The 26,293-nt window shown below is 73.5% G+C and carries 22 protein-coding genes and 3 pseudogenes; 15 read left to right on the top strand and 10 right to left on the bottom strand.

The features are described from left to right. Window positions 1–40: 40 nt before the first annotated feature. The gene (locus tag OG361_RS05235; protein ID WP_405852084.1) at window positions 41–319 is read left to right on the top strand and encodes a type II toxin-antitoxin system Phd/YefM family antitoxin; all 279 of its coding nucleotides are present in this window, start codon (window positions 41–43) and stop codon (window positions 317–319) included. Between the two features lie 211 nt (window positions 320–530). Here the strand turns inward: OG361_RS05235 and OG361_RS05230 are convergent. Continuing rightward, a pseudogene (locus OG361_RS05230) lies at window positions 531–1,209 on the bottom strand (ABC transporter permease); the annotation flags it as partial. A 12-nt stretch (window positions 1,210–1,221) separates the two neighbouring features. Here OG361_RS05230 and OG361_RS05225 point away from each other — a divergent pair. The 8 genes and pseudogenes from OG361_RS05225 to OG361_RS05190 all read left to right on the top strand — a co-directional run. Then, window positions 1,222–1,719 (top strand): annotated as a pseudogene (locus OG361_RS05225) (TetR/AcrR family transcriptional regulator); the annotation flags it as partial. 163 nt (window positions 1,720–1,882) lie between these two features. Continuing rightward, window positions 1,883–2,185, top strand: coding sequence for an urease subunit gamma (locus OG361_RS05220; protein WP_030545977.1), 303 nt, complete (start codon window positions 1,883–1,885; stop codon window positions 2,183–2,185). Between the two features lie 15 nt (window positions 2,186–2,200). Beyond that, window positions 2,201–2,506, top strand: a pseudogene (locus OG361_RS05215) (urease subunit beta); the annotation flags it as partial. A gap of 94 nt (window positions 2,507–2,600) precedes the next feature. Continuing rightward, window positions 2,601–4,322 (top strand): urease subunit alpha, encoded by a 1,722-nt coding sequence (locus tag OG361_RS05210; protein ID WP_405852082.1) that lies wholly within the window; start codon window positions 2,601–2,603, stop codon window positions 4,320–4,322. Further along, window positions 4,322–4,987: an urease accessory protein UreF gene (locus OG361_RS05205; RefSeq protein WP_405852080.1), complete on the top strand. Its 666-nt coding sequence runs from the start codon at window positions 4,322–4,324 to the stop codon at window positions 4,985–4,987. Before OG361_RS05210 ends, OG361_RS05205 begins: the two co-directional genes overlap by 1 nt. A 74-nt stretch (window positions 4,988–5,061) precedes the next feature. Then, on the top strand, window positions 5,062–5,757 hold the full coding sequence (ureG, locus tag OG361_RS05200; protein ID WP_405852079.1) for an urease accessory protein UreG: 696 nt from the start codon (window positions 5,062–5,064) through the stop codon (window positions 5,755–5,757). Further along, the gene (locus OG361_RS05195) at window positions 5,754–6,497 is read left to right on the top strand and encodes an urease accessory protein UreD (RefSeq protein ID WP_405852078.1); all 744 of its coding nucleotides are present in this window, start codon (window positions 5,754–5,756) and stop codon (window positions 6,495–6,497) included. The genes ureG and OG361_RS05195 overlap by 4 nt, the downstream gene beginning before the upstream one ends. A 170-nt stretch (window positions 6,498–6,667) precedes the next feature. Continuing rightward, window positions 6,668–8,248, top strand: coding sequence for an alpha/beta hydrolase (locus OG361_RS05190; RefSeq protein WP_405852076.1), 1,581 nt, complete (start codon window positions 6,668–6,670; stop codon window positions 8,246–8,248). A gap of 66 nt (window positions 8,249–8,314) precedes the next feature. Here OG361_RS05190 and OG361_RS05185 read toward each other — a convergent pair whose 3' ends face one another. Continuing rightward, window positions 8,315–9,352, bottom strand: a complete 1,038-nt coding sequence (locus OG361_RS05185) for an NAD-dependent epimerase/dehydratase family protein (RefSeq protein WP_405852075.1) — start codon at window positions 9,350–9,352, stop codon at window positions 8,315–8,317. Between the two features lie 64 nt (window positions 9,353–9,416). Continuing rightward, complete coding sequence (locus tag OG361_RS05180) at window positions 9,417–10,136, bottom strand: lysophospholipid acyltransferase family protein (protein WP_405862088.1); 720 nt, start codon at window positions 10,134–10,136, stop codon at window positions 9,417–9,419. A gap of 79 nt (window positions 10,137–10,215) precedes the next feature. On the opposite strand from OG361_RS05180, the gene OG361_RS05175 reads away from it, so the two are divergent. Then, window positions 10,216–11,262 carry a DUF3048 domain-containing protein gene (locus tag OG361_RS05175; RefSeq protein WP_405852074.1) on the top strand — a complete coding sequence of 349 codons (1,047 nt, stop codon included), beginning with the start codon at window positions 10,216–10,218 and terminating at the stop codon, window positions 11,260–11,262. Window positions 11,263–11,397: 135 nt separating this feature from the next. Here OG361_RS05175 and OG361_RS05170 read toward each other — a convergent pair whose 3' ends face one another. The 5 genes from OG361_RS05170 to OG361_RS05150 form a co-directional block, all read right to left on the bottom strand. Beyond that, window positions 11,398–11,613 carry a hypothetical protein gene (locus OG361_RS05170; protein ID WP_405862724.1) on the bottom strand — a complete coding sequence of 72 codons (216 nt, stop codon included), beginning with the start codon at window positions 11,611–11,613 and terminating at the stop codon, window positions 11,398–11,400. 127 nt (window positions 11,614–11,740) lie between these two features. Next, a complete protein-coding gene (locus OG361_RS05165; protein WP_405852073.1) occupies window positions 11,741–12,688 on the bottom strand; it encodes a cytochrome c oxidase assembly protein in 948 nt (315 codons plus the stop codon). Window positions 12,689–12,790: 102 nt separating this feature from the next. After that, window positions 12,791–13,816, bottom strand: a complete 1,026-nt coding sequence (locus OG361_RS05160) for a 6-phosphofructokinase (RefSeq protein WP_384573568.1) — start codon at window positions 13,814–13,816, stop codon at window positions 12,791–12,793. A 147-nt stretch (window positions 13,817–13,963) separates the two neighbouring features. After that, a complete protein-coding gene (locus OG361_RS05155; protein WP_405852071.1) occupies window positions 13,964–14,692 on the bottom strand; it encodes a type 1 glutamine amidotransferase in 729 nt (242 codons plus the stop codon). 19 nt (window positions 14,693–14,711) lie between these two features. Further along, window positions 14,712–15,959 (bottom strand): MurT ligase domain-containing protein, encoded by a 1,248-nt coding sequence (locus OG361_RS05150; RefSeq protein ID WP_384573563.1) that lies wholly within the window; start codon window positions 15,957–15,959, stop codon window positions 14,712–14,714. A gap of 125 nt (window positions 15,960–16,084) precedes the next feature. Between OG361_RS05150 and def the strand changes: the two genes are divergently transcribed. Further along, complete coding sequence (gene def / locus OG361_RS05145) at window positions 16,085–16,651, top strand: peptide deformylase (RefSeq protein WP_405852070.1); 567 nt, start codon at window positions 16,085–16,087, stop codon at window positions 16,649–16,651. A 249-nt stretch (window positions 16,652–16,900) separates the two neighbouring features. Here the strand turns inward: def and OG361_RS05140 are convergent, their stop codons facing one another. After that, entirely contained in the window at window positions 16,901–17,548 is a 648-nt protein-coding gene (locus OG361_RS05140) for a TetR family transcriptional regulator (RefSeq protein ID WP_405852069.1), read from the bottom strand. Between the two features lie 163 nt (window positions 17,549–17,711). On the opposite strand from OG361_RS05140, the gene OG361_RS05135 reads away from it, so the two are divergent. Beyond that, window positions 17,712–18,929 carry an acyl-CoA dehydrogenase family protein gene (locus OG361_RS05135; protein WP_405852068.1) on the top strand — a complete coding sequence of 406 codons (1,218 nt, stop codon included), beginning with the start codon at window positions 17,712–17,714 and terminating at the stop codon, window positions 18,927–18,929. 129 nt (window positions 18,930–19,058) lie between these two features. Here the strand turns inward: OG361_RS05135 and OG361_RS05130 are convergent, their stop codons facing one another. Next, window positions 19,059–19,526: a VOC family protein gene (locus tag OG361_RS05130; protein WP_405852067.1), complete on the bottom strand. Its 468-nt coding sequence runs from the start codon at window positions 19,524–19,526 to the stop codon at window positions 19,059–19,061. A 143-nt stretch (window positions 19,527–19,669) separates the two neighbouring features. Between OG361_RS05130 and OG361_RS05125 the strand changes: the two genes are divergently transcribed. The 3 genes from OG361_RS05125 (at window position 19,670) to OG361_RS05115 (ending at window position 26,232) form a co-directional block, all read left to right on the top strand. Beyond that, window positions 19,670–21,043, top strand: a complete 1,374-nt coding sequence (locus OG361_RS05125) for a cytochrome P450 (RefSeq protein ID WP_405852066.1) — start codon at window positions 19,670–19,672, stop codon at window positions 21,041–21,043. Window positions 21,044–21,164: 121 nt separating this feature from the next. Next, entirely contained in the window at window positions 21,165–24,236 is a 3,072-nt protein-coding gene (locus OG361_RS05120) for a LuxR C-terminal-related transcriptional regulator (protein WP_405852064.1), read from the top strand. Window positions 24,237–24,660: 424 nt separating this feature from the next. After that, complete coding sequence (locus OG361_RS05115) at window positions 24,661–26,232, top strand: S8 family serine peptidase (protein WP_405852063.1); 1,572 nt, start codon at window positions 24,661–24,663, stop codon at window positions 26,230–26,232. The last annotated feature ends 61 nt before the right edge of the window (window positions 26,233–26,293 follow it).

Below are 26,293 nucleotides of genomic sequence, written 5' to 3'. Positions count from 1 at the left end.
TCAAAAATGTACAGGACGTACAACCCGTAAGATGGGGAGCATGACCTACGAGATCCCGGTGACGCAAGCGCGGGCTGAGCTCGCCGACCTCATCAACCGCGTCGTGTACGGCGGCGAGCGCGTGGTCGTCACCCGTCACGGGAGGCCGCTCGTCGCCCTGGTGTCGGCCGCTGACCTGGAGGCTTTGGAGGCGGGGCACGAGCCGGCGGAGGAGCAGGTGCTCAGGTCGGTCTCCGCCCTGAGGCCGGTCGACTCCGCCACGGGCGAACAGCGCCGCTTCGGCATCGCCGCCCATCACCGAGACCCCGGCGTCTCGTAGGGCCCGTCCGGACAAGGCCCTGGCGGCGCCCGGGTCTCTCGGGCAGGGCATGGCGGTCGGCGCCCGGCGCCCGGCGCCAGGTGTCCGGCGGCCCGCGTTCTCGCGGACGACGACAGCCGGGTGCCCCCTCCTGCTGGGGAGGGGGCACCCGGCTGTCTTCCGTCACGCCCGACGCGGTCCCGCTGCGGGCTCGATCGCCGGGCTCAGCCCCCGGCGTCGGCGTCGGGGCCGAGGTCGGTGCCGGAGCGGTCTCCGGCTCCGTACGGCGCCCGCGGGCACCCAGCAGGGTCGCGGTCAGCCCCGCCACGGCCCAGAGGGTGAGGACCAGGAGCGGCCCGCCCGCCGCCGCCCCGTCGAAGGAGGAGACGGACCGGAGGGCCGAGGCCCCGGCGCCAGGCGGCAGCCACTGGCAGAGCCTGCCCGCGACGGTGGGCAGCAGCTCCGGCGCGCTCGCGATTCCCGAGAACGGATTGCCGAGCAGGATCATCAGGAACGCCCCGGGATCGTCGTGCCCTCCGGGGCCTGGGCGGTCACGGCCTCGCGCAGCAGCCCGGCCACCACGGTGCTCGCCGCCGAGGCGGTCAGGAGCTCCGTACCGCCCGGGGTCACGACGACCGCTCCGTATACATCCAGGTTCTTCACGGCGGCGCGGGCCGCGGCGCCGTCTCGTAGCGGTGGATCTCGAAGGCCCCCTCGTGGCGGGCGAGTCCCCGCTCCACGGCGGTGACCGCCGTCGCGGGACCGGCGACGCCGATCGGCAGGTCGCGGGGGGCCGTCCGGGCCGCGGGCCAGGCGAAGGCCCAGAGGGCCAGGGCCACGACGGTCGGGATCAGCACCATCACCGCGATGGTTCTGCGTGCCGCGCCGACGGCGGAGGCGGTGGCGGACATGGTGTCCTCGATGGCCTCTCGGCCGGCGCGGTCTACCGGTACTTCCGCGGCAAGGACGAACTCATCGGGGCCATCGCCACCGAGGCGTTCGCCGGCATCCGGGGTGCGTTCGAGGAGGCGTCCAGGTCCACCCCGCCGCCCACCCCCGACGCGCTGCTCGGAGCGGTGCTCCGGCTCTTCCTGGAGGAGCGGATCGAGGGTGCCGACCGGCAGGCCTTCGCGCGCCTGATCATCCAGGTGTGGACGGAGACCCTGCGGAACGAGGAGCTGGCGAAGACCCTCGCGGAGGGCTACCACGGGATGCGTGCCGCGTGGACGGAGCTGGTCACCGCCTACCGCGCGAGCGGCCTCCTGCACGCCGACGTTCCCGCCGACCATGTGGCCCGGACCCTCATCGCCGTCGCCCAGGGCTTCGTCGCCCAGCAGGCGCTCTTCGGGGACGTCGCCGTCGAGATCCTGAAGAACAAACTCCGAGGGCTGATGTCCATGACCGTCGATCCGGTCGGATGATCATGGAAACGCAAAGCCGGAGTTAACGAGCCGGAAAAACTTCCGCCCTAACGTGCAATGTCTGGCCGCGCACCGCTTCTTCGCAGCTCAACAGAGTGTTGACGCTCGGTAGGGTCCGCAGCTGTCCGGGTGCCGTCCCGGTCGACGACTGTGAGGTGGAAGAGTGCAACTGAGCCCGCACGAACAGGAACGCCTGCTCATTCATGTCGCGGCCGACGTGGCCGAGAAGCGCCGGGCCCGGGGTGTGAGGCTCAACCACCCCGAGGCCGTCGCCCTGCTCACCTCCCACATCCTGGAAGGCGCCAGGGACGGCCGCACCGTCGCGGAGCTCATGGCCTCCGGCCGCAAGGTGCTCTCCCGCGAGGAGGTCATGGACGGCATCCCCGAGATGATCCACGACGTCCAGGTCGAGGCCACCTTCCCGGACGGCACCAAGCTCGTCACCGTCCACGACCCCATCGTCTGAGCGGGGCGCGCGCCGATGATCCCCGGAGAGATCCTGTACGCGGATGAGCCCGTCACCCTCAACGAGGGGCGCCCCGTCACCCGCGTGACCGTGCTCAACGCCGCCGACCGGCCCGTCCAGGTCGGCTCCCACTACCACTTCGCCGAGGTCAACCCGGGTCTGGAGTTCGACCGCGCCGCCGCGCGCGGGCTGCGCCTCCACATCGCCGCCGGGACCGCCGTCCGCTTCGAACCCGGCATCCCCGTCGAGGTCGAACTCGTCCCGATCGCCGGCCGCCGGATCGTCCCGGGCCTGCGCGGCGAGACCGCCGGCCCTCTCGACGAAGCCGGCCCTCTCGATGCCGCCGGCCCCCTCGACGAAGCCGCGGGCCCTCTCGACGAAGCCGCCGGGGACACCGGCACGAACGGAGGCCCTCGTGCCTGACCTGCACCGCACCGTCTACGCCGACCTGTTCGGCCCCACGACCGGCGACCGCATCCGGCTCGCCGACACCGACCTCCTCGTCGAGATCGAGGAGGACCGCTGCGGCGGCCCCGGTCGCGCCGGCGAGGAGGCCGTCTTCGGCGGCGGCAAGGTCGTCCGCGAGTCCATGGGCCAGGCCCGCACCACCCGCGCCGAGGGCGCCCCCGACACGGTGATCACCGGAGCCGTGATCATCGATCACTGGGGCATCGTCAAGGCCGACATCGGCATCCGCGACGGGCGCATCACCGGCATCGGCAAGGCCGGCAACCCCGACACCATGGACGGCGTCCACCCCGACCTCGTCATCGGCCCCGAGACCGAGATCATCGCCGGCAACGGCAAGATCGTCACCGCGGGCGCCGTCGACGCCCACGTCCACTTCATCTCCCCGACGATCGTCGAGCAGGCGCTCGCCACCGGCGTCACCACGCTCGTCGGCGGCGGCACCGGACCCGCCGAGGGCACCAAGGCCACCACCGTCACGCCCGGCCCGTGGCACCTCGCCCGGATGTTCGAGGCCCTGGACACCTTCCCGGTCAACATCGGCCTGCTCGGCAAGGGCAACACCATGTCCCGGGAGGCCATGCACTCCCAACTGAGGGGCGGCGCCCTCGGATTCAAGATCCACGAGGACTGGGGCGCCACCCCGGCCGTCATCGACGCCTGCCTGGGCGTCTGCGAGGAGACGGGCGCCCAGCTCGCCATCCACACCGACACCCTGAACGAGGCGGGCTTCGTCGGCGACACCCTCGCCGCCATCGCGGGCCGGACGGTCCACGCGTACCACACGGAGGGTGCCGGCGGCGGGCACGCGCCCGACATCATCACGGTCGTCTCCGAGCCGTACATCCTGCCCAGCTCGACCAACCCGACCCGCCCGCACACCGTCAACACCATCGAGGAACACCTCGACATGCTGATGGTCTGCCACCACCTCAACCCGGCCGTCCCCGAGGACCTCGCCTTCGCGGAGTCCCGCATCCGGCCCTCCACCATCGCCGCCGAGGACGTCCTCCACGACCTGGGCGCCATCTCGATCATCTCCTCCGACGCCCAGGCCATGGGCCGGATCGGCGAGGTGATCATGCGGACCTGGCAGACCGCCCACGTCATGAAGAAGCGGCGCGGCGCCCTCCCCGGCGACGGCCGCGCCGACAACCACCGGGCGCGCCGCTACGTCGCCAAGTACACGATCAACCCGGCCGTCGCCCAGGGCATGGACCACCTGATCGGCTCGGTCGAGACCGGCAAGCTCGCCGACCTGGTGCTCTGGGACCCCGCCTTCTTCGGCGTGAAGCCGCTCACCGTCGTCAAGGGCGGCCAGATCGCGTACGCGCAGATGGGCGACGCCAACGCCTCCATCCCCACCCCCCAGCCCGTCATGCCCCGCCCGATGTTCGGCGCGCTCGGCAGGGCCGCGGCGGCCGGCTCGGTCAACTTCGTCGCCCGGGCGGCGATCGAGGACGACCTGCCCCGAAGGCTCGGACTGCACAAGGAGTTCACCGCCATCGGCGACACCCGGCGGGTCACCAAGGCCGACATGCGCGAGAACGACGCCCTGCCCCGGGTCGAGGTCGACGCCGACACCTTCACGGTGACCATCGACGGCGAGGCGGTCGAACCGGCCCCCGCCGTCGAACTGCCCATGGCCCAGCGCTACTTCCTCTTCTGATGACGTCACGATCGGCCCTTCTCGTACTCGCCGACGGGCGGTTCCCCGCCGGCGGGCACGCCCACTCCGGCGGCGCCGAGGCCGCCGTCCGGGCCGGCCGCATCACGGACGCCGCCGGACTCGAGGCCTTCTGCCGGGGCCGCCTGCACACCACCGGCCTCACCTCCGCCGCGCTCGCCGCCGGAGCCGCGTACGGACTCGACCCGCACGAGCTCGACGCGGCCGCCGACGCCCGTACGCCCTCACCCGCGCTGCGCGCCGCCGCCCGCAGACTCGGCCGTCAGCTGATGCGGGCCGCCCGCGCCACCTGGCCGAGTCCCGAACTCGACGCGCTGGCGGAGGCCTTCCCGCGCGGCGCCCACCAGCCCGTCGTCCTCGGCGCCACCGCACGGGCCGCCGGCCTCGGCCCCGAGGACGCCGCCCACTGCGTCGCGTACGAGACGGTCGGCGGTCCCGCCACCGCCGTCGTACGCCTCCTCGGCCTCGACCCCTACCGGGCGACGGCCGTCCTCGCCCGCCTCGCACCCGAGATGGACCGGGTCGCGGAGCGTGCGGCGGCCGCCGCCCGGCAGGGCGTCGACGCGCTGCCGGCCGCGTCCGCGCCGCTGCTCGACCTCACCGCGGAGCAGCACGCGGCCTGGCCCGTCCGCCTCTTCGCCTCCTGAGGCGACCGCACCCGTACGCCGCGGCTGCACGCCACACCCCACCCAGCCCACCCACGACCCACGGGAGCCGCCCCATGCACCTCGACCACGGGCACACCCACCACGGAGCCGTCTCCGCCGACGCCCACCGCCCCGACGGCACCCGCCGGGCCCTGCGCATCGGGCTCGGCGGACCGGTCGGCTCCGGCAAGACCGCCACGGTCGCCGCCCTCTGCCGGGTCCTGCGGGACACCCTGTCGCTGGCCGTCGTCACCAACGACATCTACACCCGCGAGGACGCCGAGTTCCTGCTCCGCAACGCCGTCCTGCCGCCCGAGCGCATCCAGGCCGTGGAGACCGGTGCCTGCCCGCACACCGCCATCCGCGACGACATCTCCGCCAACCTCGAAGCCGTCGAGGAGCTGGAGGAGGCCGTCGGCCCGCTCGACCTCATCCTGGTCGAGTCCGGCGGCGACAACCTCACCGCCACCTTCTCCAAGGGGCTCGTCGACGCCCAGATCTTCGTCATCGACGTGGCCGGCGGCGACGACATCCCCCGCAAGGGCGGCCCCGGCGTCACCACCGCCGACCTCCTCGTCGTCAACAAGACCGACCTCGCCCCCTACGTGGGCTCCGACCTGGAGCGGATGGCCCGCGACGCGAAGGAGCAGCGCGGCGAGCTGCCCGTCGCCTTCACCTCCCTGCGCGCCGAGGACGGCGTCGCGCCCGTCGCCGACTGGGTCCGCGCCCAGCTCGGGGCGTGGACCGCGGCAGGGACGCGGACCGCGTGAGCCTGCGTGCCACCGCACGGATCGCCGCCGGGGCCGACGGCGGGCTGCCGCTCCTGGAGAGCGACGGCCCCCTCGCCCTGCGCCGCACCAGGGCCGTCGGCGCCTGGACCCGGGTCACCGTCGTCGGGGCGATGAGCGCCCCGCTCGGCGGTGACCGGCTCGCGATCGAGACCGAGGTACGGGACGGGGCCCGCCTCCTCGTCGACTCGGCCGCCGCCACCCTCGCGCTGCCGGGCCGGAGCGCCGAGCCCGCCGCGTACGACCTCCGGATGACGGTGGGGGAGGAGGGGGCGCTCCGCTGGCTGCCCGAACAGCTCGTCTCCGCCCACGGCTCGGACCTGCGGATGCGCACCACCGTCGAACTCGCCCCCACGGCACGGCTCGTCCTCCGCGAGGAGCAGATCCTGGGCCGGCACGGCGAACCGCCCGGCACCCTCGTCACCCGTCTCACCGTCCGCCGCGCCGGTCGGCCGCTGCTCGACCAGGAGCTGGCGTACGGTCCCGGCGCCCCCGACGGCTGGGACGGCGGCGCCGTCCTCGGCGGGCACCGGGCCACCGGCCAACTCCTCGTCGTCGATCCCGACTTCACCGACAAACCGGTGGAATCCCGGCTTCTCGGTGGCGGGGCCGTGATCGCCCCGCTCGCCGGCCCCGCCGCCCTCGTCACCGCCGTCGCCCCCGACGCCCTCGCGCTCCGCCGGCTCCTCGACGCGGCCCTGGCCGAACTCGCCCCGCTCTGAGGCGGGTCCGGGAGGTCACCGCTCAGCGGTACACCCCTCTCCGGTTATTGGTTCGGCAAAGAAACACATGTACGCCCTTACCTCGTGAGCCCCAGGGACGAAAGGATCCCCCGGACAACCCAACACACGGCGCTGCCACGGGGGCGGCGCCCATTCAGGGGGGAGAACACGTGCGACGTACAGCAGCGCTCGGCTCGGCCGGCACTCTGATAGCGGGCACGCTCGTCGTGAGCGCGCTCACGGCTCCGGCGGCGAACGCCGACAGCAACCGGCACCTGCGCGACGCGGAGGCGATCGGCGTCGCCGTCGCCGCCGCGCGGGCCGCCCAGACGGGCATCGACTGGCAGGACTGTCCGGCCGACTGGGGCCTGGAGAAGCCGATCCAGTGCGGCTGGGTCACCGTCCCGGTCGACTACGCCAAGCCCGACGGCAAGAAGATCAAGATCGCGGTGGACCGCATCAACGCCACCGGCACCCCGGCCGAGCGCCAGGGCGCCCTGCTCTACAACCCGGGCGGCCCCGGCGGCTCCGGCCTCCGCTTCCCGCGCCGCGTCACCACCAAGAACGCGATCTGGGCGAGCACCGCCAAGGCCTACGACTTCGTGGGCTTCGACCCGCGCGGTGTCGGCCACTCGGCCCCCATCTCCTGCGTCGATCCGACCGAGTTCGTCAAGGGCCCCAAGCTCGACCCGGTCCCCGACAGCGAGGCCGACAAGCAGGCGCAGCGCAAGCTCGCCGCCGAGTACGCCAAGGGCTGCGCCGAGAAGAGCGGCGACATCCTGCCGTACATCAACACCCTCAACACCGCGCGCGACCTGGACGTCGTCCGCGCCGCCCTCGGCGAGAAGAAGCTGAACTTCGTCGGCGTCTCGTACGGCACCTACCTCGGCGCGGTCTACGGCACCCTCTTCCCGACGCACGTCCGCCGCATGGTCCTGGACAGCGTCGTGAACCCGTCGACGCGTTCGATCTGGTACGAGGCCAACCTCGGCCAGGACATCGCCTTCGAGGGCCGGCTCACGGACTGGATGACCTGGGTCGCCCAGCACGACGCCACCTACCACCTCGGCGACACCCTGGCGGAGGTCCGGCAGCAGTGGGAGACCCTGCGCGCCGCCGCCAAGAAGGAGCCCCTCGGCGGCAAGGTCGGACCGGCCGAGCTCATCGGCTTCTTCCAGAACGCCCCGTACTACGACTCCATGTGGGCCCCGGTCGCCGAGGCCTGGAGCGCGTACGCCGCCGGTGACCCGCAGCCGCTGATCGACTCGGCCGCCGCGGACCCCACCGACACGGCCGGCAACATCTCCTCGGAGAACGGCAACGCCGTCTACACCGCGGTCGAGTGCGCCGACGCCCCCTGGCCGACCAGCTGGAAGAAGTGGGACCGGGACAACTCCCGCCTCCACGAGCAGTACCCGTTCATGACCTGGGCCAACGCGTGGATGAACCTCCCCTGCGCCACCTGGTCCGCCCCGCGCCAGCGCCCGACCGTGGTGAAGACCGACAAGGGCCTCCCGCCCGTGCTCATCACCCAGTCGGAGCGCGACGCCGCCACCCCGTACGAGGGCGCCGTCGAGCTGCACAAGCGCTTCAAGGGCTCGCGCCTGATCACGGAGAAGGACGCCGGCTCGCACGGCATCACCAACCTGGTCAACCCGTGCCTCAACACCAGGGTCGAGGCCTACCTGCTGACCGGGAAGCTGGACGCCCGGGACGTGACGTGCGCGCCGCACGCCACCCCGAAGCCGTAACGGCCCACACGGCGGTATGAGGAGAGGGGCGGCCGTCCGACGGCCGCCCCTCTCGCACCGCGCGGGTCAGCCCCGGGACGACTTCAGCCAGGCGTCCTCCGCCGCGTAGTCGAAGAGGTCCACCCCGTACTTCGCGAGTCCCGGGAAGGCCTCCCGCCACTCACGGTCCGCCAGGTGCCCGGTCAGCCACTCGACGGTCTCAGGAAGCGACGCGGCGTACGACACCACGGGCCGGTACCCCAACTCCCGCTCCGCCGCCGTCATGCCGTACACGACGGAGCGCTCGGCGGTCCACGGGGTGGACCCCACGGTGCCCTCCGGCGCCCCCTCGATCAGCACCGTCTCGCTCTCCACCTCCATGACCGCGTCGATCGCGGCGCCGATCTCCGCCACCGTCGGGGCCTCGGGGTCCCCGCCGTTGAGCACCCGGCTGCCCGGATTCGCCGCCGCGAGCCGGACGAGCTCGGCGAGGTTGTCGACGTGGACCGGATGGAAGCGGGAGGCCCCGCCGTACGCGAGGAGCCGCACCGGCCGTCCGTCGAGCGCCCGCTTGACGAACCACAGCTCGCGCGGCCCCGGGCTGTACGGACCGTGGATCGCCCCCGCCCGCAGCAGCGTGGTCGGCAGCGCGTCGCCCGCCGCGAGCAGCTCGCGCTCCAGGGCGATCTTCCGCGTGCTGTACGTGCCGTCGCCGGGCGCGACCGTCCGCCACTCCTCCGGGATGGGCACCGGGAAGGCGGGGAAGCCGTCCGGCCGGTCCTGCGTGTCGAAGCTGCGGCCGTGCTCGTCCTCGTACACGGCACCGCTCGACACCACCACGGCCGAACCGATCCGGTCGGCGAGACCGGTCAGCTGCCGCCCGTGCGCGCCGTCGTACGCGACGATGTCGACGAGCACGTCACAGCCGTCGCCGATCCCCGCCGCCAGCGCCCCCTCCTCGGTCCGGTCGAGCCGCACCGACCGGACCTCGTCCGGCCACCTCTCGTCCCTGCGGCCGCCCCGCGAGGCGGCCGTCACCTCCCAGCCGTCCGCGACGAGGGCCCGCACGGCCGCCCGCCCCACCTGTCCCGACGCACCCAGCACGAACGCGTGTCCTTTGGTCATGGACGGGACGCTACGGGCGCCCCGGACGGTGGCCCAGGGGATTGCGCCGTGCGCGGATCCGCCCTCAGCGTTTCCGGCGGGGGAACTTTCGCTCCGGACCGGCGTTCCCCGGCTCCGCGGCCTTCACGACCGCCGCGTACTCGTCCACGTACTCCTGCCCGGAGAGCCGCAGGATCTCGTACATGATCTCGTCGGTCACCGCGCGGACCACCGCCCGCTCGCCCGCCGACCCCGTGAAGCGGGAGAAGTCCAGCGGCGGCCCGAAGCGGATGGTGACCCGGCGGATCCTCGGCACGACCTTTCCCGGCGGCTGGATCTCGAAGGTGCCGACCATCGCGCACGGCACCACCGGGACCCCGGCCGTCAGCGCCATCACCGCGACGCCCACCTTGCCCTTGTAGAGCCGCCCGTCGTGCGAGCGGGTCCCCTCGGGGTAGATGCCGAGCAGCTCGCCCTTGTCCAGGACGCCGAGCCCCTCGCGGATCGCCGCCTTCCCGGCCTCCTTCCCGGACCGGTCCACCGGGATCTGACCGGCGGCCCGGAAGAAGGCGGCCGTGAGCCGCCCCTTGAGCCCAGACCCCGTGAAGTACTCCTGCTTGGCGAGGAAGGTGATCCGCCGTTCGAGCACGACCGGCATCAGGAAGTGGTCGGAGAAGGAGAGGTGATTGCCCGCGACGATCGCCGCGCCCTCCTCCGGGATGTGTTCGAGCCCCTCGATCCGCGGCCGGAAGAGCAGCCTGAGGAGCGGACCGAGCAGTACGTACTTCATCAGGTGGTAGAACACCCGCGGCCCCCGTTCGTCGTCCGTCATGCCCGTTGTATCCGTGCGAGCGCCCGTGGTCCACTGGTGGGGGAGCGTCAAGATGACGGCGGAGCGCGGAGACAGGACACCTCTCGGACGCCCCGGCCGCGTCCTCACCGCGCTGCTGTGCGCGCTGACCGCGGCCGGTCTCTACGGCTGCTCCGACCCCGGGCCGCGCGAGCCCACGCCGACGCCCGCGCCCGCCACCACGGCCCCCGCGCCGGCCACCCCGCCCGCCACGGCCTCCGCGCCCACCGGGCGCTCGCCCTTCACCGGTCTCCCCGCGCGACCCGCCCCCGTCCTCGCCGTCAAGATCGACAACGTGGCGGCGGCCCGCCCCCACACCGGGCTCGGCGCGGCCGACCTCGTCTACGTCGAACAGGTCGAGGGCGGGGTGACCCGGCTCCTCGCCGTCTACTCCTCCCGCCTCCCCGAGCTCACCGGCCCCGTCCGCAGCGCCCGCGAGTCCGACATAGCCCTCCTCGCCGCCTTCGGCCGGCCGGTGCTCGGCTACTCCGGGGCACAGTCCGCCCTGAACCCCCTCCTGACCGCCGCACCGCTGCGTCTCGTCACCGAGACCACCGCCCCCGGGGCCTTCCTGCGCTCCCCGGACCGGGCCGCCCCGCACAACCTCTACCTGCGCCCCGACCGCGCCCTCGCCACCGACCCGAGGGCCGAGAACGCCCGGGACATCGGCTTCCGCTTCGGGCCCGCCCCCGCCGGCGGCACCCCGGTCGACTCCTCGGCCGTCCGCTTCCCGGCCGCCCGCTACACCTTCACGTGGTCCGCGGCCGACCGCGCCTGGCGGGTGGCGATGGACGGCCGTGAGGCCCGTGCCACGGACACGGGACCGCTCACCCCCGAGACGGTCGTCGTCCAGCGCGTCACCGTCCGTCCGTCCGGCTTCCGGGACCGGTACGGCGCGGTCTCCCCGTACACCGAGACCACGGGCAGCGGCACCGCGCTCGTCCTGCGCGACGGCCGCGCGTACGAGGCCCGCTGGTCCCGGCCCTCGCCGGCGGCCGGCACCACCTACACCACCCCGGACGGGGCACCCCTCGCCTTCGCCCCGGGACAGACCTGGGTCGTCCTCGCCCCGCGCGGATAGCGGGTCGGGGGAGCCGGTCAGGGGGGAGCGGGTCAGAGGGAGCAGGTCAGGGGGGGGAGAGCGAGGCAGGAGAGCGGGTCAGGGGGAGCAGGTCAGGGGAGAGCGGGTCAGGGGGAGCAGGTCAGGGGGAGCGGGTCAGGGCTGCGCCGCGTCGGGCCGGCTCGGTGGGCGCCGGTCGCGCGGGTCGGCCGGCACCGTGCTGTCCGCCGCCGCCATCCCGATCGTGACCACCACCAGTATCACCAGCCCGAACCAGAGCCAGCCGCTGCTGCCCAGCGCCACCGTGTAGGTCGTCGTCAGCACCAGCGCCGCGGCGGTGAGCACCGCCATCGCCTTCGTAGGACCGGACATCTGTCCGCCTCCTCCCGACCGGGGCCGCGGAAGTCGTCCAGCCCATCGTGACCCCGGAAGGGGGGCGCGCGCTACTCCCCGGACGCTCCGGCGCGCGCCGGAGACGGAACCGGCCGGGAAATGCTCGTCAGCCCTGGGACCGGAGCGAGGCCAGGTACGCGTTGTACGCCTCCAGCTCCTTGTCCCCGTCCCGGTCGGCGGCCCGGTCCAGGCGGACCGCCTGTCGCTGCTCGGAGTGGTACCACTGGTAGACCAGCGCGATCAGGACCAGGACGGACGGGATCTCGCTGAACGCCCAGGCGATGCCGCCCGCCGCGTTCTGGTCCGTGAGGGCGTCGATCCCCAGCGAGGCCGGCGGGTTCTGGTACGCCTTCACCATCGGCTCGCTGGCCATCATCAGCGCGATGCCGAAGAAGGCGTGGAACGGCATGCCCGCGAACAGCTCCAGCATCCGCATCACGTACCCCGGCCGGTGCGGGCCCGGGTCGACGCCCATGATCGGCCAGAAGAAGACCACGCCGACCATCAGGAAGTGCACCATCATCCCGATGTGCCCGGGCTTCGATCCCATCAGGAAGTCGAAGAGCGGCGTGAAGTACAGCGCGTACAGGCTCGCGATGAACATCGGGATCGTGAAGCCGGGGTGCGTGATCACCTTCATGTACCGGCTGTGCAGCAGCTTCAGGAGCAGCTCGCGCGGTCCCGTCGAGCCCCGGACCGCCACCGGAAGGGCCCGCAGCGCCAGCGTCACCGGCGCCCCGAGCAGCAGCAGGATCGGCGACAGCATGGAGATCACCATGTGCTGCACCATGTGCACGCTGAACATGACCATGCCGTAGTCGTTGAGCTTCGTGCACATCACCAGGGCGATGGTCAGCACGCCGACCGTGAAGAACACCGTCCGGCTCACCGGCCACGCGTCGCCGCGCCGCCGCAGCCGGGCCACACCCCAGCCGTACAGACCGAGCCCCGCGAGGCAACCGATCAGGAAGAAGAGGTCGGGAGAGAACTCCAGGCCCCGCCCCAGCGTGAACGGCGGCAGATCCGTGGTCATGCCGTGCCCGCTGTGATCCATCTGCGTACTCCTGGAGCCCGATTCGCGCTTGTTGTCCGCACCAGACTAGAACCGCCCCCGGCCGCGACTGCGACCGGGGGCGGTTGTCACCTCATGGAGTCGTCAGAGCACGCACTCGGCCTCGGCGTAGCGGTCCTCGGGGACCGTCTTGAGGGACTCCACGGCCTGCGCCAGCGGGACCATGACGATGTCCGTGCCGCGCAGCGCGGTCAGCATGCCGAACTCGCCGCGGTGCGCCGCCTCCACCGCGTGCCAGCCGAAGCGGGTGGCGAGGACACGGTCGTACGCGGTCGGGGTGCCACCGCGCTGGACGTGGCCGAGGATGACCGGGCGGGCCTCCTTGCCGAGACGCTGCTCCAGCTCGACGGAGAGCTGGTTGGCGATGCCGGTGAACCGCTCGTGCCCGTAGATGTCGGTGCCGGCGGTCTTGAAGTCCATCGAGCCCTCACGCGGCTTCGCGCCCTCGGCGACGACGACGATCGCGAAGCGCTTGCCGGCCTCGAACCGCGCCCCGACCCGGGCGGTCAGCTCGTCGATGTCGAAGGGGCGCTCCGGGACGACGACGGCGTGCGCGCCGGCGGCCATGCCGGAGTGGAGCGCGATCCAGCCGGTGTGCCGGCCCATGACCTCGACGACGAGGACCCGCTGGTGGGACTCGGCGGTCGTCTTCAGCCGGTCGAGCGCCTCGGTGGCCACGGTGACGGCCGTGTCGAAGCCGAAGGTGACGTCGGTGGAGGCGATGTCGTTGTCGATGGTCTTCGGGACGCCGACGATCGGCAGACCCGCCTCGGAGAGGAGGTTGGCCGCCTTCAGCGTGCCCTCGCCGCCGATCGGGATGATGGCGTCGAGGCCCAGGTCCGCGACGTGGCCGCGGGCGCGCTCGACGCCGCCGACCAGGTGCGCGGGCTGGACGCGTGAGGAGCCGAGGATGGTGCCGCCGCGGGCGAGTATGCCGCCGACCGCGTCGAGGTCGAGCTTGCGGTAGTCGCACTCCAGCAGGCCCCTCCACCCGTCGTGGAAGCCGATGACCTCGTCACCGTGGTCGACGACGGCGCGGTGCACGACGGAACGGATGACGGCGTTCAGACCGGGGCAGTCTCCGCCGGAGGTGAGCACACCAATGCGCATAGCCCAAAAACCTTTGCAACGTGGGCCGACTCCCGGACCACGTCGTCCGGCTGGATCCCCGCCACCCTATCGGTGCTGGGTGGCGGGGCCGAACCGGCTGTCCGCACAGTGGACACCGTACTTTCGTACGAGTCCGTGGGGGGTGGCTCAGGCGGGCTGCGTGGCCGCCGCGATGCGCTCGGCGCGCAGGGCCTCGTACCACCGGTCGTCGGTCGGCGGCAGCGCGTTCACGTCGAGGGCCAGCTTCAGGAGCAGGTCCGCGATCTGCGGGTTCCGGGCCATGACGGGGCCGTGCATGTACGTACCGAAGACGGTGTCGTTGTACGCGCCCTCGGTGCCGTCGCCGGTCCCGTTGCCCTTGCCGAGGACGGTCCGGGCGAACGGCCGGGCCGTCGGGCCGAGATGGGTGATGCCCTGGTGGTTCTCGAAGCCCGTCAGCTGGGGCAGGCCGAGCCGCGGGTCGATGTCCGCGAGGACGTCGCCGACGCACCGCGCGCCCTCGCCGCGGGTCGAGATCACGTCGATCAGACCGAGGCCGGTCTCCCGCTCGCCGATGTCGTTGATGAACTCGTGGCCCAGGATCTGGTAGCCGGCGCAGACCGAGAAGATGATCGCCCCGTTGGAGGCGGCCCGGCTCAGTCCGCCGTCGCGTCGCAGCCGCTCGGCCGCGAGCCGCTGCGGACGGTCCTCGCCGCCGCCGATCAGGTAGATGTCGCCCGAGGTCGGCACCGGCTGGTCGCTGCGGACGTCGACGCGCTCGACGCTGAGACCGCGCTGCTCGGCGCGGCGCTGGACGACGAGGGCGTTGCCCTGGTCGCCGTAGGTGCTGAGCAGGTCGGGGTAGACCCAGACCAGGCGCAGGCTGCTGTCACTCATGCTGCAAGTCCTCTACGGGTCAGTTGCCGACGCGGCGGCGGACGTCCTGGAAGGCGGTGTAGTTGGCGATCAGCTCGATCTGCCCGGGCGGGGCCATCGCGACGGCCTCGTCGAGCGTCTCGCACACCCGGAAGTCCACACCCGCGACCTCCAGGCGGACCGCGAGGTCCAGCTTCCGGTCGCCGATCACCATGATCGGGTGGCCGGCGAGCCGCCCGTAGTCCACGTCCCACAGCCAGGAGGTGTCCGTGCCGTCGGCGCCGCGCGCGTTGACGGAGAGGATCACCGGGGCCGGCGGCCCGTCGATGAGGGAGAAGGTCTCGAGCCAGCCGGCCGGGTTCTTCGCGAGCAGCAGGCGCAGGTCGCGGCCCTGGAACGAGACGACGTCATAGCGTCCCGCCACGGCCTGGACCTGGTACATGCGCTCCAGGGCCACCTGGGGCGGCACCCCGAAGACCGCGGCGACCGCGGCGGAGGTGGCGGCGTTCGCCTTGTTGGCGCGGCCCGGCAGCTGGAGCCGGATCGGCCAGGCGGAGCCGTGCGGGTCGAGCACGTGGTCGCCGCTGAGCGCCCAGCTCGGCGCGGGACGGCGGAAGCCGCACTCGCCGCAGAACCAGTCGTCGCCCGGACGCTGCATCACACCGCCGCAGGCGGGGCACGACCAGGCGTCGTCCTTCCACTCCTGGCCCGCGGCCACCCACACCACGTTGGGGGAGGAGGAGGCGGCCCACACGATGAGCGGGTCGTCGGCGTTGGCGATGACCACGGCCTTGGTGCCGTTGAGACCCTCGCGCCACTTCTCGGCGAGCATCCGGGTCTCGGCGGCGCGGTCGAGCTGGTCGCGGGAGAGGTTGAGCAGCGCGATCGCCTTGGGCGTGGTGTCGCGGGCGACGCCGGCGAGGTACTTCTCGTCGACCTCGATGACGCCGTACTTGGAGTCCGAGCCGCCGGCCAGCGCCGAGGTGATGCCGGCGGGCATGTTGGCGCCGAGCGCGTTCGAGACCACCGGGCCGGCGGCGCGCAGGGCCTCTGCGATCAGCCGGGTCGTCGTGGTCTTGCCGTTGGTCGCCGACACCAGGACGACGTCCAGGTGCTGCGCGAGTCGACCGAGGAGGTCCGGGTCGAGCTTCAGCGCGACCTTGCCGCCGATCACCGATCCGCTGCCGCGCCCCGCCGCCCGCGACACCGCGGCCGCGGCCTTGCCCGCCGTCACGGCCAGCTTGGCGCGCGGCGACAGCGGCTCTGGATTACCGGGGTGTCCTGACATCGTTCTTGTTCCTCCTTGCGTCGGTCCGGGCTCAGCCTATCGAGATCCGGCCAGCAGCCCGAACAGCGGCACCGCCGTGAGGCGTGCGAAACAGCCAGGTCACGGGGGACCGTACCCTTACGGCCATGCGAAACCGCCCCATCCCCGGCAGTTCCGGCCTCGTCCGAGCGATGACTCTGCTCGGCGACCCCGTACTGCACACGCCCTGCGCGCCCGTCACCGACTTCGGCCCCGAACTGGCCCGGCTCGTCGAGGACATGTTCGCGACGATGTACGCGGCGCAGGGCGTGGGCCTGGCGGCGAACCAGGTGGGCGTGGGCCTGCGGGTCTTCGTCTACGACTGCCCCGACGACGAGGACACGCGCCATCTGGGCCATGTGGTGAACCCGACGCTGGTGGAGGCGGACGGCGAGGTGATCCGGGGCCCGGAGGGCTGCCTCTCCCTGCCGGGCCTTGAGGCGCCGACGCCCCGGCACGACCGCGCGGTCGTGGAGGGCGTACGGATCGACGGCACTCCGGTACGGATCGAGGGCACGGGTTTCTTCGCCCGCTGCCTCCAGCACGAGACCGACCACCTGGCGGGCGGGGTCTACGCCGACCACGTGACGGGGTGGCGCAAGTCACGTCTGCTGAAGACGATCCGCAAGCAGCCGTGGGGCGGCGACGCGTCCGTACTGGAGGGTTCGCGCTGATTCCACCGGGCCTGTCCCACCGGGCCTGGCGAGTGAGCCGAAGGGGCGCGCCCAGGACCCGGCGAGTGAGCCGAAGGGGCGCACCCAGGACCCGGCGAGTGAGCCGAAGGGGCGCGCCGGGGGAACAGGGACGAGCGCGCGGAGCCTCCCGAGGAACGAGGGAGGCGAGCACGGTCGTCCCTGTTCCCCCGGCTGAGGCGCCCCGGAGGCGAACCGAGCCCCAAAAAGGGGGGCGGCGATCCGAGCCCTCTAAAAGCCGGGCCCGCCGGGGAGGTCGTCGGCCATCGCGAGCCGCCCCCACAGGAGGTCGGCCAGGCTGCTGACCAGGTCGGCGCGGGAGCAGGGGCGTTCTCCGAGCCACCAGTCGCCGGCCGCGTGCATCATGCCGACGATGCCGTGGCCCCAGATCCGGGCCTGGACGTCGGATGCGGGGCCGAGGTCGACGCGTTCGGCGATGACCTGGCCGAGCTCCTCGCCCATGCGGCGGAGCAGCGGGGCCGAGTGGCGGCCGACGTCGAAGCCCTGCTCGGACTGGTGCGACTCCTCCGCCGGGTGCATGAGGAAGCGGTAGACCTGGGGCATCGCCTCGATCGAGGCGAGGTAGGTGTCGAGGGTGGACTCGACGCGCCGGCGCCGGTCGGAGGGGGCGTCGAGCGCGGCCCGGAGCGCGGCGAGGAGCCCGTCCGTGTGGCGGATGGCGAGGGCGCGGTAGAGGCCGCCCTTGTCTCCGAAGTGCCGGTAGAGGATCGGCTTGGTGATGCCGGCCTCCGCCGCGATGGCGTTCATGGAGGCCTTGGGCCCGTCCCGGAGCACCACCCGGTCCGCCGCCTCCAGCAGTTCGCGCCGCCGTTGTTCCGCGGGCTTCTGCTGGTCGGTGGCCCGGTGTGTGATGTCCATAAGCGTGTCTCCCCGCCCGTGCGATTCCGTGAGGCTGTCGCAACGTAACACCCGTGCGGCACCCTGTGCCGGGCGGCCCGAACCGCTCCACCGCAGGTTGACAGCCGTACCCGCCGGTAACAGACTGCTGTTACCGCAAGTAACGTACTGCTGGGAGGGAACTATGGCCGAGTTCACGCTCGAACTCAACGACGACCAGAAGCAGGTCCGCGACTGGTTGCACGGGTTCGCCGCCGATGTGATGCGCCCCGCGGCGGCCGAATGGGACGAGCGTGAGGAGACCCCCTGGCCGATCATCCAGGAGGCCGCCAAGCTCGGCATCTACTCCCTCGACTTCTACGCCCAGCAGTTCTTCGACCCGACCGGCCTCGGCGTGCCGATGACCATGGAGGAGCTCTTCTGGGGCGACGCCGGCATAGCGCTCTCCATCGTCGGCACCGGCCTCGCCGCCGTCGGCGTCCTCGCCAACGGCACCGAGGAGCAGATCGGCACCTGGGTCCCGCAGATGTACGGCGACGCGAACGACGTCAAGGTCGCCGCCTTCTGCTCCTCCGAGCCCGACGCCGGCTCGGACGTCGCCGCCATGCGCACCCGGGCCGTGTACGACGAGGCCAAGGACGAGTGGGTCCTCAACGGCACCAAGACCTGGGCGACCAACGGCGGCATCGCCAACGTGCACGTCGTCGTCGCCGTCGTCGACGCCGAGCTCGGCTCGCGGGGCCACGCCTCCTTCATCGTGCCGCCGAACACCCCCGGACTCTCGCAGGGCCAGAAGTTCCAGAAGCACGGCATCCGCGCCTCCCACACCGCCGAGGTCGTCCTTGAGGACGTGCGCGTCCCCGGTCACTGCCTCCTCGGCGGCAGGGAAAAGCTCGACGAGCGCCTCGCCCGGGCCCGCGAGAAGGCGAAGGCGGGCGGCGGAGAGAGGGTGAAGAACGCCGCCATGGCCACCTTCGAGGCCTCCCGCCCGGCGGTCGGCGCCATGGCCGTCGGCACCGCCCGCGCCGCGTACGAGGTGGCGCTCGACTACGCGAAGACCCGCGTCCAGTTCGGCCGCCCGATCATCGAGAACCAGGGCGTCGCCTTCCAGCTCGCCGACATGCGCACCCAGATCGACGCGGCCCGGCTCCTCGTCTGGCGCGCCTCCTGGATGGCGACCGCCGGCAAGCCCTTCACCTCGGCCGAGGGCTCCATGTCCAAGCTGTACGCGAGCGAGGTCGCCAAGCAGGTCACCGGCCAGGCCATCCAGATCCTCGGCGGCAACGGCTACACCCGCGAGTACCCGGTGGAGCGGATGCACCGCGACGCGGCCATTTACACCATCTTCGAGGGCACGAGCGAGATCCAGCGCATGGTCATCAGCCGCGCGCTCGCGAAGTAGCGGGCGAGGGGCGGGCGCGGGGCGGGAGCGGGAGCGAGCGGCCGGCGGAGCGTGGGGGTGTTGGCGTACCGTCCCCCGCGCCCCGGCGGCGGCGCCTGCTGGGCCTCGCGGCTCACACGGCCTCGTGGCTCACACGAGGCAGAACTCATTGCCCTCGGGGTCCTGGAGCACCACCGCGTAGTAGTCCATGCCGTTCGGCTCGTCCATCGTGTACAGAATCGTGGCGCCAAGCGCCGTCAGGCGGGCCACCTCCCCGTCCACCCGCTCCCGGCGGAGCGCGAGCGGGACCGTGCGGCCGCCGCCGACCTTGAGGTCGAGGTGGACGCGGTTCTTGACCGTCTTGGGCTCCGGGACCCGCTGGAACCAGACGCGCGGGCCCAAGCCCTTCGGGTCCACGATGGACTCGGGCAGCTCTCCGGCGTCCTCGCCCAGCTCCTCCTCGGGCACGCCGATCGCCCGCCAGTACTCCCGCCAGGTGGCGTGGCCCTCGGGCGGCGGGTCCGGGACGTACCGCAGGGCCGCCAGCCAGAAGGGCACCAGGCGCTGGGGGTCGGCGCAGTCGATGGTCAGTTGCAGGGTGAGCTCGGGTCGGTCCATGGAACGAGCCTCCCAGACGCCTCTGACGGTCGCACGGGCCGAACCAACCGGCCGAATTCGGACGGGTGTTCAGTCGGGGCTGTCTGTGGGTTACTTCCTGAGGGAGAATCGCCCCGCCGGTGACGATCAAAAGGGAGCCGATCATGGCCACCACCACCCGGGCCGAGGCGCCCGAACTCTCCGGACTACCGCTGCTCGGCTCCATGTTCGACCTCAAGAACGACTCCCTGGGCACCTTCCTGCGCGCCCGCCGCGAGCACGGCGACGTCGTACGGATCACCGCCGGGCCGCCCGGGATCCGCGCCACCGTCTACGGGGTCTTCTCCGCCGAGGGCGCCCAGCAGGTCCTCGCCGGGGAATCGGCCAACTTCCGCAAGGACAACGCCTTCTACCAGGAGATCCGCGAGTCCTTCGGCAACGGCCTGCTCACCAGCCAGGACGAGGACTACCTCCGCCAGCGCCGGCTCGTCCAGCCCCTCTTCACCAAGCGCCGCGTCGACGGCTACGCCGCCGCCATCGCCGCCGAGGTGACCACCCTCACCGAGGAGTGGCGCGAGGACGCCGTCGACTCCGTCGACGTCCTCCAGCAGATGACCCGGCTCGCGCTCCGTGCCGTCGCCCGCATCCTCTTCGGCACCGACGTCGACACGGCCGTCGACGTCGTCGAGCGCTGCTTCCCCGAGGTCGGCTCCTACGTACTGCGCCGCGGCTACTCCCCGGTCAAGCTGCCCCGGGACTGGCCCACCCCCGGCAACCGCCGGGCCGCCGCCGTCCACACGGCGCTCTACGAGGCCTGTGACCGGATCATCGCCGAGCGCCGCGCCGCAGGCCGCGCCCCCGGCGACGGACAGGACCTCCTCACCCTCCTCGCCGAGGCCGAGAGCGCCGAGGACGGCAGCTTCAGCGCCGCCGAACTGCGTGAGCAGGTCCTCGTCTTCCTCGTCGCGGGCCACGAGACCACCGCCACCTCGCTCGGCTTCGCCCTCCACCTCCTCGCCCGCCACCCCGAGGCGCAGAAGCGGGCCCACGAGGAGGTAGACCGGGTGCTCGCGGGCCGTACCCCCGGCGCCGCCGACCTCGACTCCCTGCCGTACGTCACGCAGGTGCTCAAGGAGTCGATGAGGCTCTTCCCCGCCGCGCCGGTCATCGGCCGCCGCGCCGTCGCCGCCACCGAGATCGACGGCGTCACCATCCCGGCGGGCGCGGACGTCATCGTCGCCCCCTGGGTCACCCACCGCCACCCGGCCTACTGGGAGGACGCGGAGCGCTTCGACCCCGACCGCTTCACCCCCGAGGCGGAGGCGGCCCGGCCCCGGTACGCCTGGTTCCCCTTCGGCGGCGGTCCGCGCGCGTGCATAGGCCAGCACTTCTCGATGCTGGAGTCGGTGGTCGCCCTCGCGATGATCCTCCAGCGGTACGGCTTCGAGGCCATCGACACCGAGGTCCCCGTCGCCCCCGCGATCACCCTCCAGGCGGCGGGCCCGGCGCGCTGCCGGCTCCGCCCCCGTACCGCCTGACCCGGAGCCCCCGCCCGACGACTACCCAGAGAACTCCGGCGGTCCACGGGTCTTTCCCGGTGACGGCCGCTCCCCGGCGGGTCGCCGTTTATCGTGAGCGCCCCGTTCCGGAGAGGCTGCCGTGAGAAGACCCCGCCGTGCCGAGTCCGAGCCCACCTCCGTCCCGGCACGCGCGGCGGCCCTGCTCGCGGAGCGCTCACCCGCGGTGCTCGTGGTCACCGGCCCGGCGGGGGTGGGCCGGAGCACGCTGGTGGCCGCCCTGGTGGCGGACGCGGCCCTCGCCGCGCGGCCGGTGCTCCGCGGCAGCTGTTCCGCCGCGCCGGGCGGCGGGTTCCCGCTGGCGCCGGTGGTCGAGGCGCTGGCCGCGGCGGGCCCCGCACTGCCGGTCCCGGCGGCCCTGCCCGCCGTGACGGGCACCCTGCGCGGACTCCTGCCGGAACTGGCGCACCTGCTACCGGAGCTGGGTGAGCGGCTGCCCACGTCGGCCGAACCGTCGGGACGGCCGGACAGCGACGGCGGACGCGAGGGCGATGAGAGGCGAGAGGGCGGCGAGCGGCGTGAGGGCGACCGGCGGCGCGAAGTCGATCGGCGGCGTGAGGGCGACGGGGTACGCGAGGCCGACGGGGCGGTGGGGCATCGGGAGTTCCGTGGGCTGACCGCACTGCTCGATGCCGTGGGCCCGGTCCTCGTCCTGGAGGACCTGCACGCGGCGGACGCCCCGACCCTGGCGTACCTGCGGCACCTGATCGCCCGGCTGCCCGCCCGTGTCGGCCTGGTGCTCACGGCCCGCGCCACGGCGGGGGCCGAGGTACTGCTCGCCGGAGTGCTCGCCGAGGCCGGTCCCTCGGTCACGGTCGAGGAGATCCGTCTGACACCCCTCGGGGCGACGGAGGTCGGGGAGCTGGCCCGGCGCCTGCTCGGCACCGAGCGCGTCACACCCGAGTTCGCCGCCGAGGTACGGCGCAGGTCGGCCGGCCTGCCCGGAGTGGCGGCGGCACTGATCACGGCGGCGGGGCGCGGCCCGGCGGGCGCGGACGACCCGGTCGCGCCGGCCCGGGCCCTGGACGCCCTGCCGGTGCCGCCGGCGGTCCGCCGCAGGGTGCTCGGCGAGATCGCGGCGCTGGAACCCGCGGCCCGGGAACTCGTGGACGCCGCCGCCGTGCTCGAACGCCCCGCGGAGATCGCCGAATCCGCGGCCGTCGCCGGGATCACCCTCCCGCGCGCGGCGCCGCTGCTGAGGGCGGCGGCCGATGCCGGGCTGCTCGCGGTGGACCCCGAAGGCCGCTTCGTACCGGCGTACCCGGCGGTCCGCGCGGCGGTCTACGCGCAGCTCACCCCGGAGCGCCGCCGGGAGCTGCACCTGCGAGCGGCCCGCCGCATCCGGTCCGACCCCGGTCCCGACCGGGCGCCGCTGGAAGAGCTGTACCGCCACCACCGGGCCGCCGGATCGCCCGGGTGGCCGCGGCTGGCCGAGGCGGCGGCCGACCGGGCGCAGCGGGCGGGCCTGGGCGCGCGGGCGGTCGACCTCCTGACGGAGGCGGCGGAGCACGCCACCGGGGCCCGGCGGGCCCGGCTGGCCCTGAAGGCGGGCCGGGCCGCGCTGACCGGACTGCCGGACGAGCGCACCGTCGCACTGCTGAGGTCGGTCCTGGCCGAACCGGGGCTCAGGCCGGAGCACCGCGGCGAAATCGGCCTCCACCTGGGGCTGTTGCTCCGCAATCAGGCGGGCTCGGGGGCCGCCGGCCGCACGCTGATCGCGGAGGCGATCCACGACCTCGCCCACGCCCCGGAGCTGGCGGCGCGGGCCATGTCGGCACTCTCGGTGCCCGCGATCGACGGCTGGCCGTTCGCGCGGCACCTCAGCTGGATGACGCGGGCGGAGGAGCTGGCCACGGGGGTCGACGACCCCGTCATGCGGATCACCGTACGGGCCAACCGGGCCGCCACGCTGATGTTCACGGGCGACCCGCTGGCCTGGCGGGCCGTACGCGAACTCCCCGACGATCCGGGCTCGTCCGCCGAGCGGCAGCATCTGCTGCGGGCGCGGGCGAACCTCGCACACGCGACCCTGATGCTCGGACACCCGAAGTCCGCCGCCCGATTCGTCGCCCGCGCCGAGGAGTTGCTGCGGGGCGCCGAGAGCCCGTACTACGCGGGCCTGGTACGGACGGCCGGCCTGCTCCTCGACTGGACCGGCGGGCACTGGGAGGGCCTGGCCGTCCGGGCCGAGGCCGTGGCGGGCGAGTACGCGGACATCCCGGTGCTCGCCGCCGAGGCGACGCTCGTCCGGGGGCTCCTCGAACTGACGGGGGGCCGTACCGGTACGGCCCGGCGGCTGCTCGAACAGGCGGCGGCGACGGTCCGGCTGGACACGGGGGTGGTGACGGCGGGCGCGGCGGGCGCCCTGTGCCGCCTCGACCTCGCGAACGGGCATCCGGAGCGGGCCTGGGACCGGGCGGCCCGGGCGGTCGAGACGGTCCGGCGGGTCGGGGCGTGGGTGTGGGGCGCGGACGTGGTGCCGGCGGCGGTGGAGGCGCTGCTCGGGCTGGGTGAGGCCGAGGCGGCGGAGGCGCTGACGGAGGAGTTCGCGGACGGCGTCGCCGGGCGGGACGCGCCGGCAGCGCGGGCGGCCGTCGAGGCCTGCCGTGCCGTGCTCGCGGAGGAGCGGGGAGCACCCGGGCGGACCCCGCCGCCCGTGAACGGCCTTGCGGAGCGGACCGGGCGCGGCGAGCCGGCGGACGGGGCCGCGGCGGTCGCGGAGGCGGTCGAGCGCTGGACGGTGGCCGAGCGGGCATGGGCGCGGGCCGGCCGCCCGTACGAGGAGGCCCGGGCCCGGCTCGCGCGCGGCCGGGTCCGGCTCACGGCGGACGGGACGGGCACGGAGGACGTCCTGACGGCCGTCGACCGGTTCGCCGCGCTCGGTGCGCACGGGGATCTCGCCCTGGCCCGGCGTCTGCTGAAGGAGCACGGGATCACGCCGCCCACCCGCGGCGGGCGGCCCGGTTACGGCGACGCCCTGTCCCCGCGCGAGCGGGAGGTCGCCGTGCTGGCGGCCGGGGGGCTGGGCAACGCCGAGATCGCGGACCGGCTCGTGCTGTCGCGGCGCACGGTGGAGCACCACGTCGCCGGTGCCATGCGCAAACTGTCCGTCACCTCCCGCACCGCGCTCGCGGCGGCTCTCTCCGACCGCTGAACTCGCGGTGGACCGCCGGTTTTCTGGGTGCGGCCGGCGCCGTCATTGGGTGCTCCCGGCCCTGGTCGCCGGTGGAGACGGGGCCCGATGCTCTTCCCCGTCGGCAGCGGCCGTGACCGGATCCGGTCCCTCCGCACTCTCATGAGGAGTGCGGAGGACGGGACCGTCACGCCCTCCGGGCACCGGCTCCGCTCGTCCTCCCCAAGGCGAGCGGGCCACCGCCCCTGCCGGTGGCCGCGCACTCCCCACCATCCGTGCGGGCGCGGCCGGTTCGGGGGGAGGACGCCGGGCCGGGCAGAACGGCGCACGGCTCGACGTCCCCCCCCACGCATCAACCCCCGGCATCACGCCCGGACATCACCCAGGCAGCACCCCCACACCCCGACCGGGACCACCGCGGTCCGGTCACGCTTCAGGAGACCCCATGCGACTTCGAGGACGGCTCCACCGGAAGACCACCGCGGGCGCGGCCGCGACCGTACTGCTCGCTCTCGCGGGCACCGGTCTCGCCGCCGCCCCCGCCCAGGCCGACGAGGGCACCCTCGTCGGCGCCGGCCGGCCCGGGGCCATCGCCGGCGCGTACATCGTCACGCTCGCCGACGGGACGCGCCCCGCCGACGTCCCCGGTCTGGCCCGGACCCTCAGCGGCCGTCACGGCGGCAGCCTCGGTCACGTCTACACCGCGGCCCTGAACGGCTTCTCGGTACGCCTCCCCGAGGCCGCCGCCCGCAGGCTGGCCGCCGAACCGGGCGTGGTGCGGGTGGAGGCGGACGGCATCGCGACCATCGCCGGCACCCAGCCGAGCCCGCCGTCCTGGGGCCTGGACCGGATCGACCAGAACTCCCTGCCGCTGAACAGCTCGTACACGTACCCCAACACCGGCAGCGGGGTGAACGCGTACGTCATAGACACCGGCGTCCGGCTCACCCACCAGGACTTCGGCGGGCGCGCGGTCAGCGGCTACGACTTCGTGGACGGCGACGCCGACGCCTCCGACTGCCAGGGCCACGGCACGCACGTGGCGGGTACCGTCGGCGGCGCCTCGTACGGGGTCGCCAAGGCGGCGAAGATCGTCTCCGTGCGGGTGCTCGACTGCAACGGGCAGGCTCCCTGGTCGACCGTGATCAAGGGCATCGACTGGGTCACCGCCAACGCGGTGAAGCCGGCCGTCGCCAACGTGAGCATCGGCGGCTCCACCGACCAGACCGTCAACGACGCGGTCGCCCGGTCCATCGCGGCGGGCATCACCTACGCGGTCGCCGGCGGCAACAGCAACGCCAACGCCTGCTCCTCCTCGCCCGCCTCGCTGGCCGCCGCGATCACGGTCGGCGCCACCGACCGGAACGACGCCCGCGCCTCGTACTCGAACTACGGCAGCTGCCTGGACCTCTTCGCACCCGGTTCGGACATCGTCTCCGCCTCGAACAGCGGCAACTCCACGAGCACCGGCATGAGCGGCACCTCGATGGCCGCCCCGCACGTCGCCGGCGCCGCCGCCCTGCTGCTCTCCGCCGCCCCCGGGCTCACCCCGCAGCAGGTACGGGACCAGCTCGTCGCGAACGCCGCCACGGGCAAGGTGACCAACCCCGGCAGCGGCTCGGCGAACCGGCTGCTCACCGTCGGCGGTGGCACCACCACGCCGCCGCCCACCGGCCCGAAGTTCGAGAACACCGCCGACTACGCCGTGCGGGACAACGCGACCGTGGACTCCCCGGTCACCGTGAGCGGCGTCGGCGGCGCCGCGCCCGCCGCGCTCGCGGTCACCGTGGACATCCGCCACACCTGGCGCGGTGACCTGCGGCTCCAGCTGATCGCCCCGGACGGCAGCGCCTATCTCCTGAAGGACTACAACGCCAACGACAGCGCCGACAACGTGCAGGCGACGTACACCGTCAACGCCTCCTCCGAGACCGCCGACGGCGTCTGGAAGCTGCGCGTGACCGACAACGCGGTCAACGACACCGGCACCCTGAACGCCTGGAACCTGCAGTTCTGACCAGCCGGCTCCGACCAGCCGGCTCCGACCACCCGGTCCCGACCACCCGGTCCTGACTACC

Origin of the sequence: Streptomyces sp. NBC_00090 (genome assembly GCF_045160815.1) — a bacterium.
Taxonomy (GTDB): Bacteria; Actinomycetota; Actinomycetes; order Streptomycetales; family Streptomycetaceae; genus Streptomyces.
The sequence above is the reverse complement of the archived record's forward strand: the minus strand, read 5'-3'. Positions and strand labels throughout refer to the sequence as shown.

Bases quoted from the DNA above. Each gene is read 5' to 3' on its own strand.
- OG361_RS05235 (WP_405852084.1), top strand. From the start codon at position 41: ATGACCTACGAGATCCCGGTGACGCAAGCGCGGGCTGAGCTCGCCGAC.
- OG361_RS05205 (WP_405852080.1), top strand. From the start codon at position 4,322: ATGACGTCACGATCGGCCCTTCTCGTACTCGCCGACGGGCGGTTCCCC.
- ureG (WP_405852079.1), top strand. From the start codon at position 5,062: ATGCACCTCGACCACGGGCACACCCACCACGGAGCCGTCTCCGCCGAC.
- OG361_RS05185 (WP_405852075.1), bottom strand. From the start codon at position 9,352: ATGACCAAAGGACACGCGTTCGTGCTGGGTGCGTCGGGACAGGTGGGG.
- OG361_RS05175 (WP_405852074.1), top strand. From the start codon at position 10,216: ATGACGGCGGAGCGCGGAGACAGGACACCTCTCGGACGCCCCGGCCGC.
- OG361_RS05170 (WP_405862724.1), bottom strand. From the start codon at position 11,613: ATGTCCGGTCCTACGAAGGCGATGGCGGTGCTCACCGCCGCGGCGCTG.
- OG361_RS05165 (WP_405852073.1), bottom strand. From the start codon at position 12,688: ATGGATCACAGCGGGCACGGCATGACCACGGATCTGCCGCCGTTCACG.
- OG361_RS05160 (WP_384573568.1), bottom strand. From the start codon at position 13,816: ATGCGCATTGGTGTGCTCACCTCCGGCGGAGACTGCCCCGGTCTGAAC.
- OG361_RS05155 (WP_405852071.1), bottom strand. From the start codon at position 14,692: ATGAGTGACAGCAGCCTGCGCCTGGTCTGGGTCTACCCCGACCTGCTC.
- OG361_RS05150 (WP_384573563.1), bottom strand. From the start codon at position 15,959: ATGTCAGGACACCCCGGTAATCCAGAGCCGCTGTCGCCGCGCGCCAAG.
- def (WP_405852070.1), top strand. From the start codon at position 16,085: ATGCGAAACCGCCCCATCCCCGGCAGTTCCGGCCTCGTCCGAGCGATG.
- OG361_RS05140 (WP_405852069.1), bottom strand. From the start codon at position 17,548: ATGGACATCACACACCGGGCCACCGACCAGCAGAAGCCCGCGGAACAA.
- OG361_RS05135 (WP_405852068.1), top strand. From the start codon at position 17,712: ATGGCCGAGTTCACGCTCGAACTCAACGACGACCAGAAGCAGGTCCGC.
- OG361_RS05130 (WP_405852067.1), bottom strand. From the start codon at position 19,526: ATGGACCGACCCGAGCTCACCCTGCAACTGACCATCGACTGCGCCGAC.
- OG361_RS05125 (WP_405852066.1), top strand. From the start codon at position 19,670: ATGGCCACCACCACCCGGGCCGAGGCGCCCGAACTCTCCGGACTACCG.
- OG361_RS05115 (WP_405852063.1), top strand. From the start codon at position 24,661: ATGCGACTTCGAGGACGGCTCCACCGGAAGACCACCGCGGGCGCGGCC.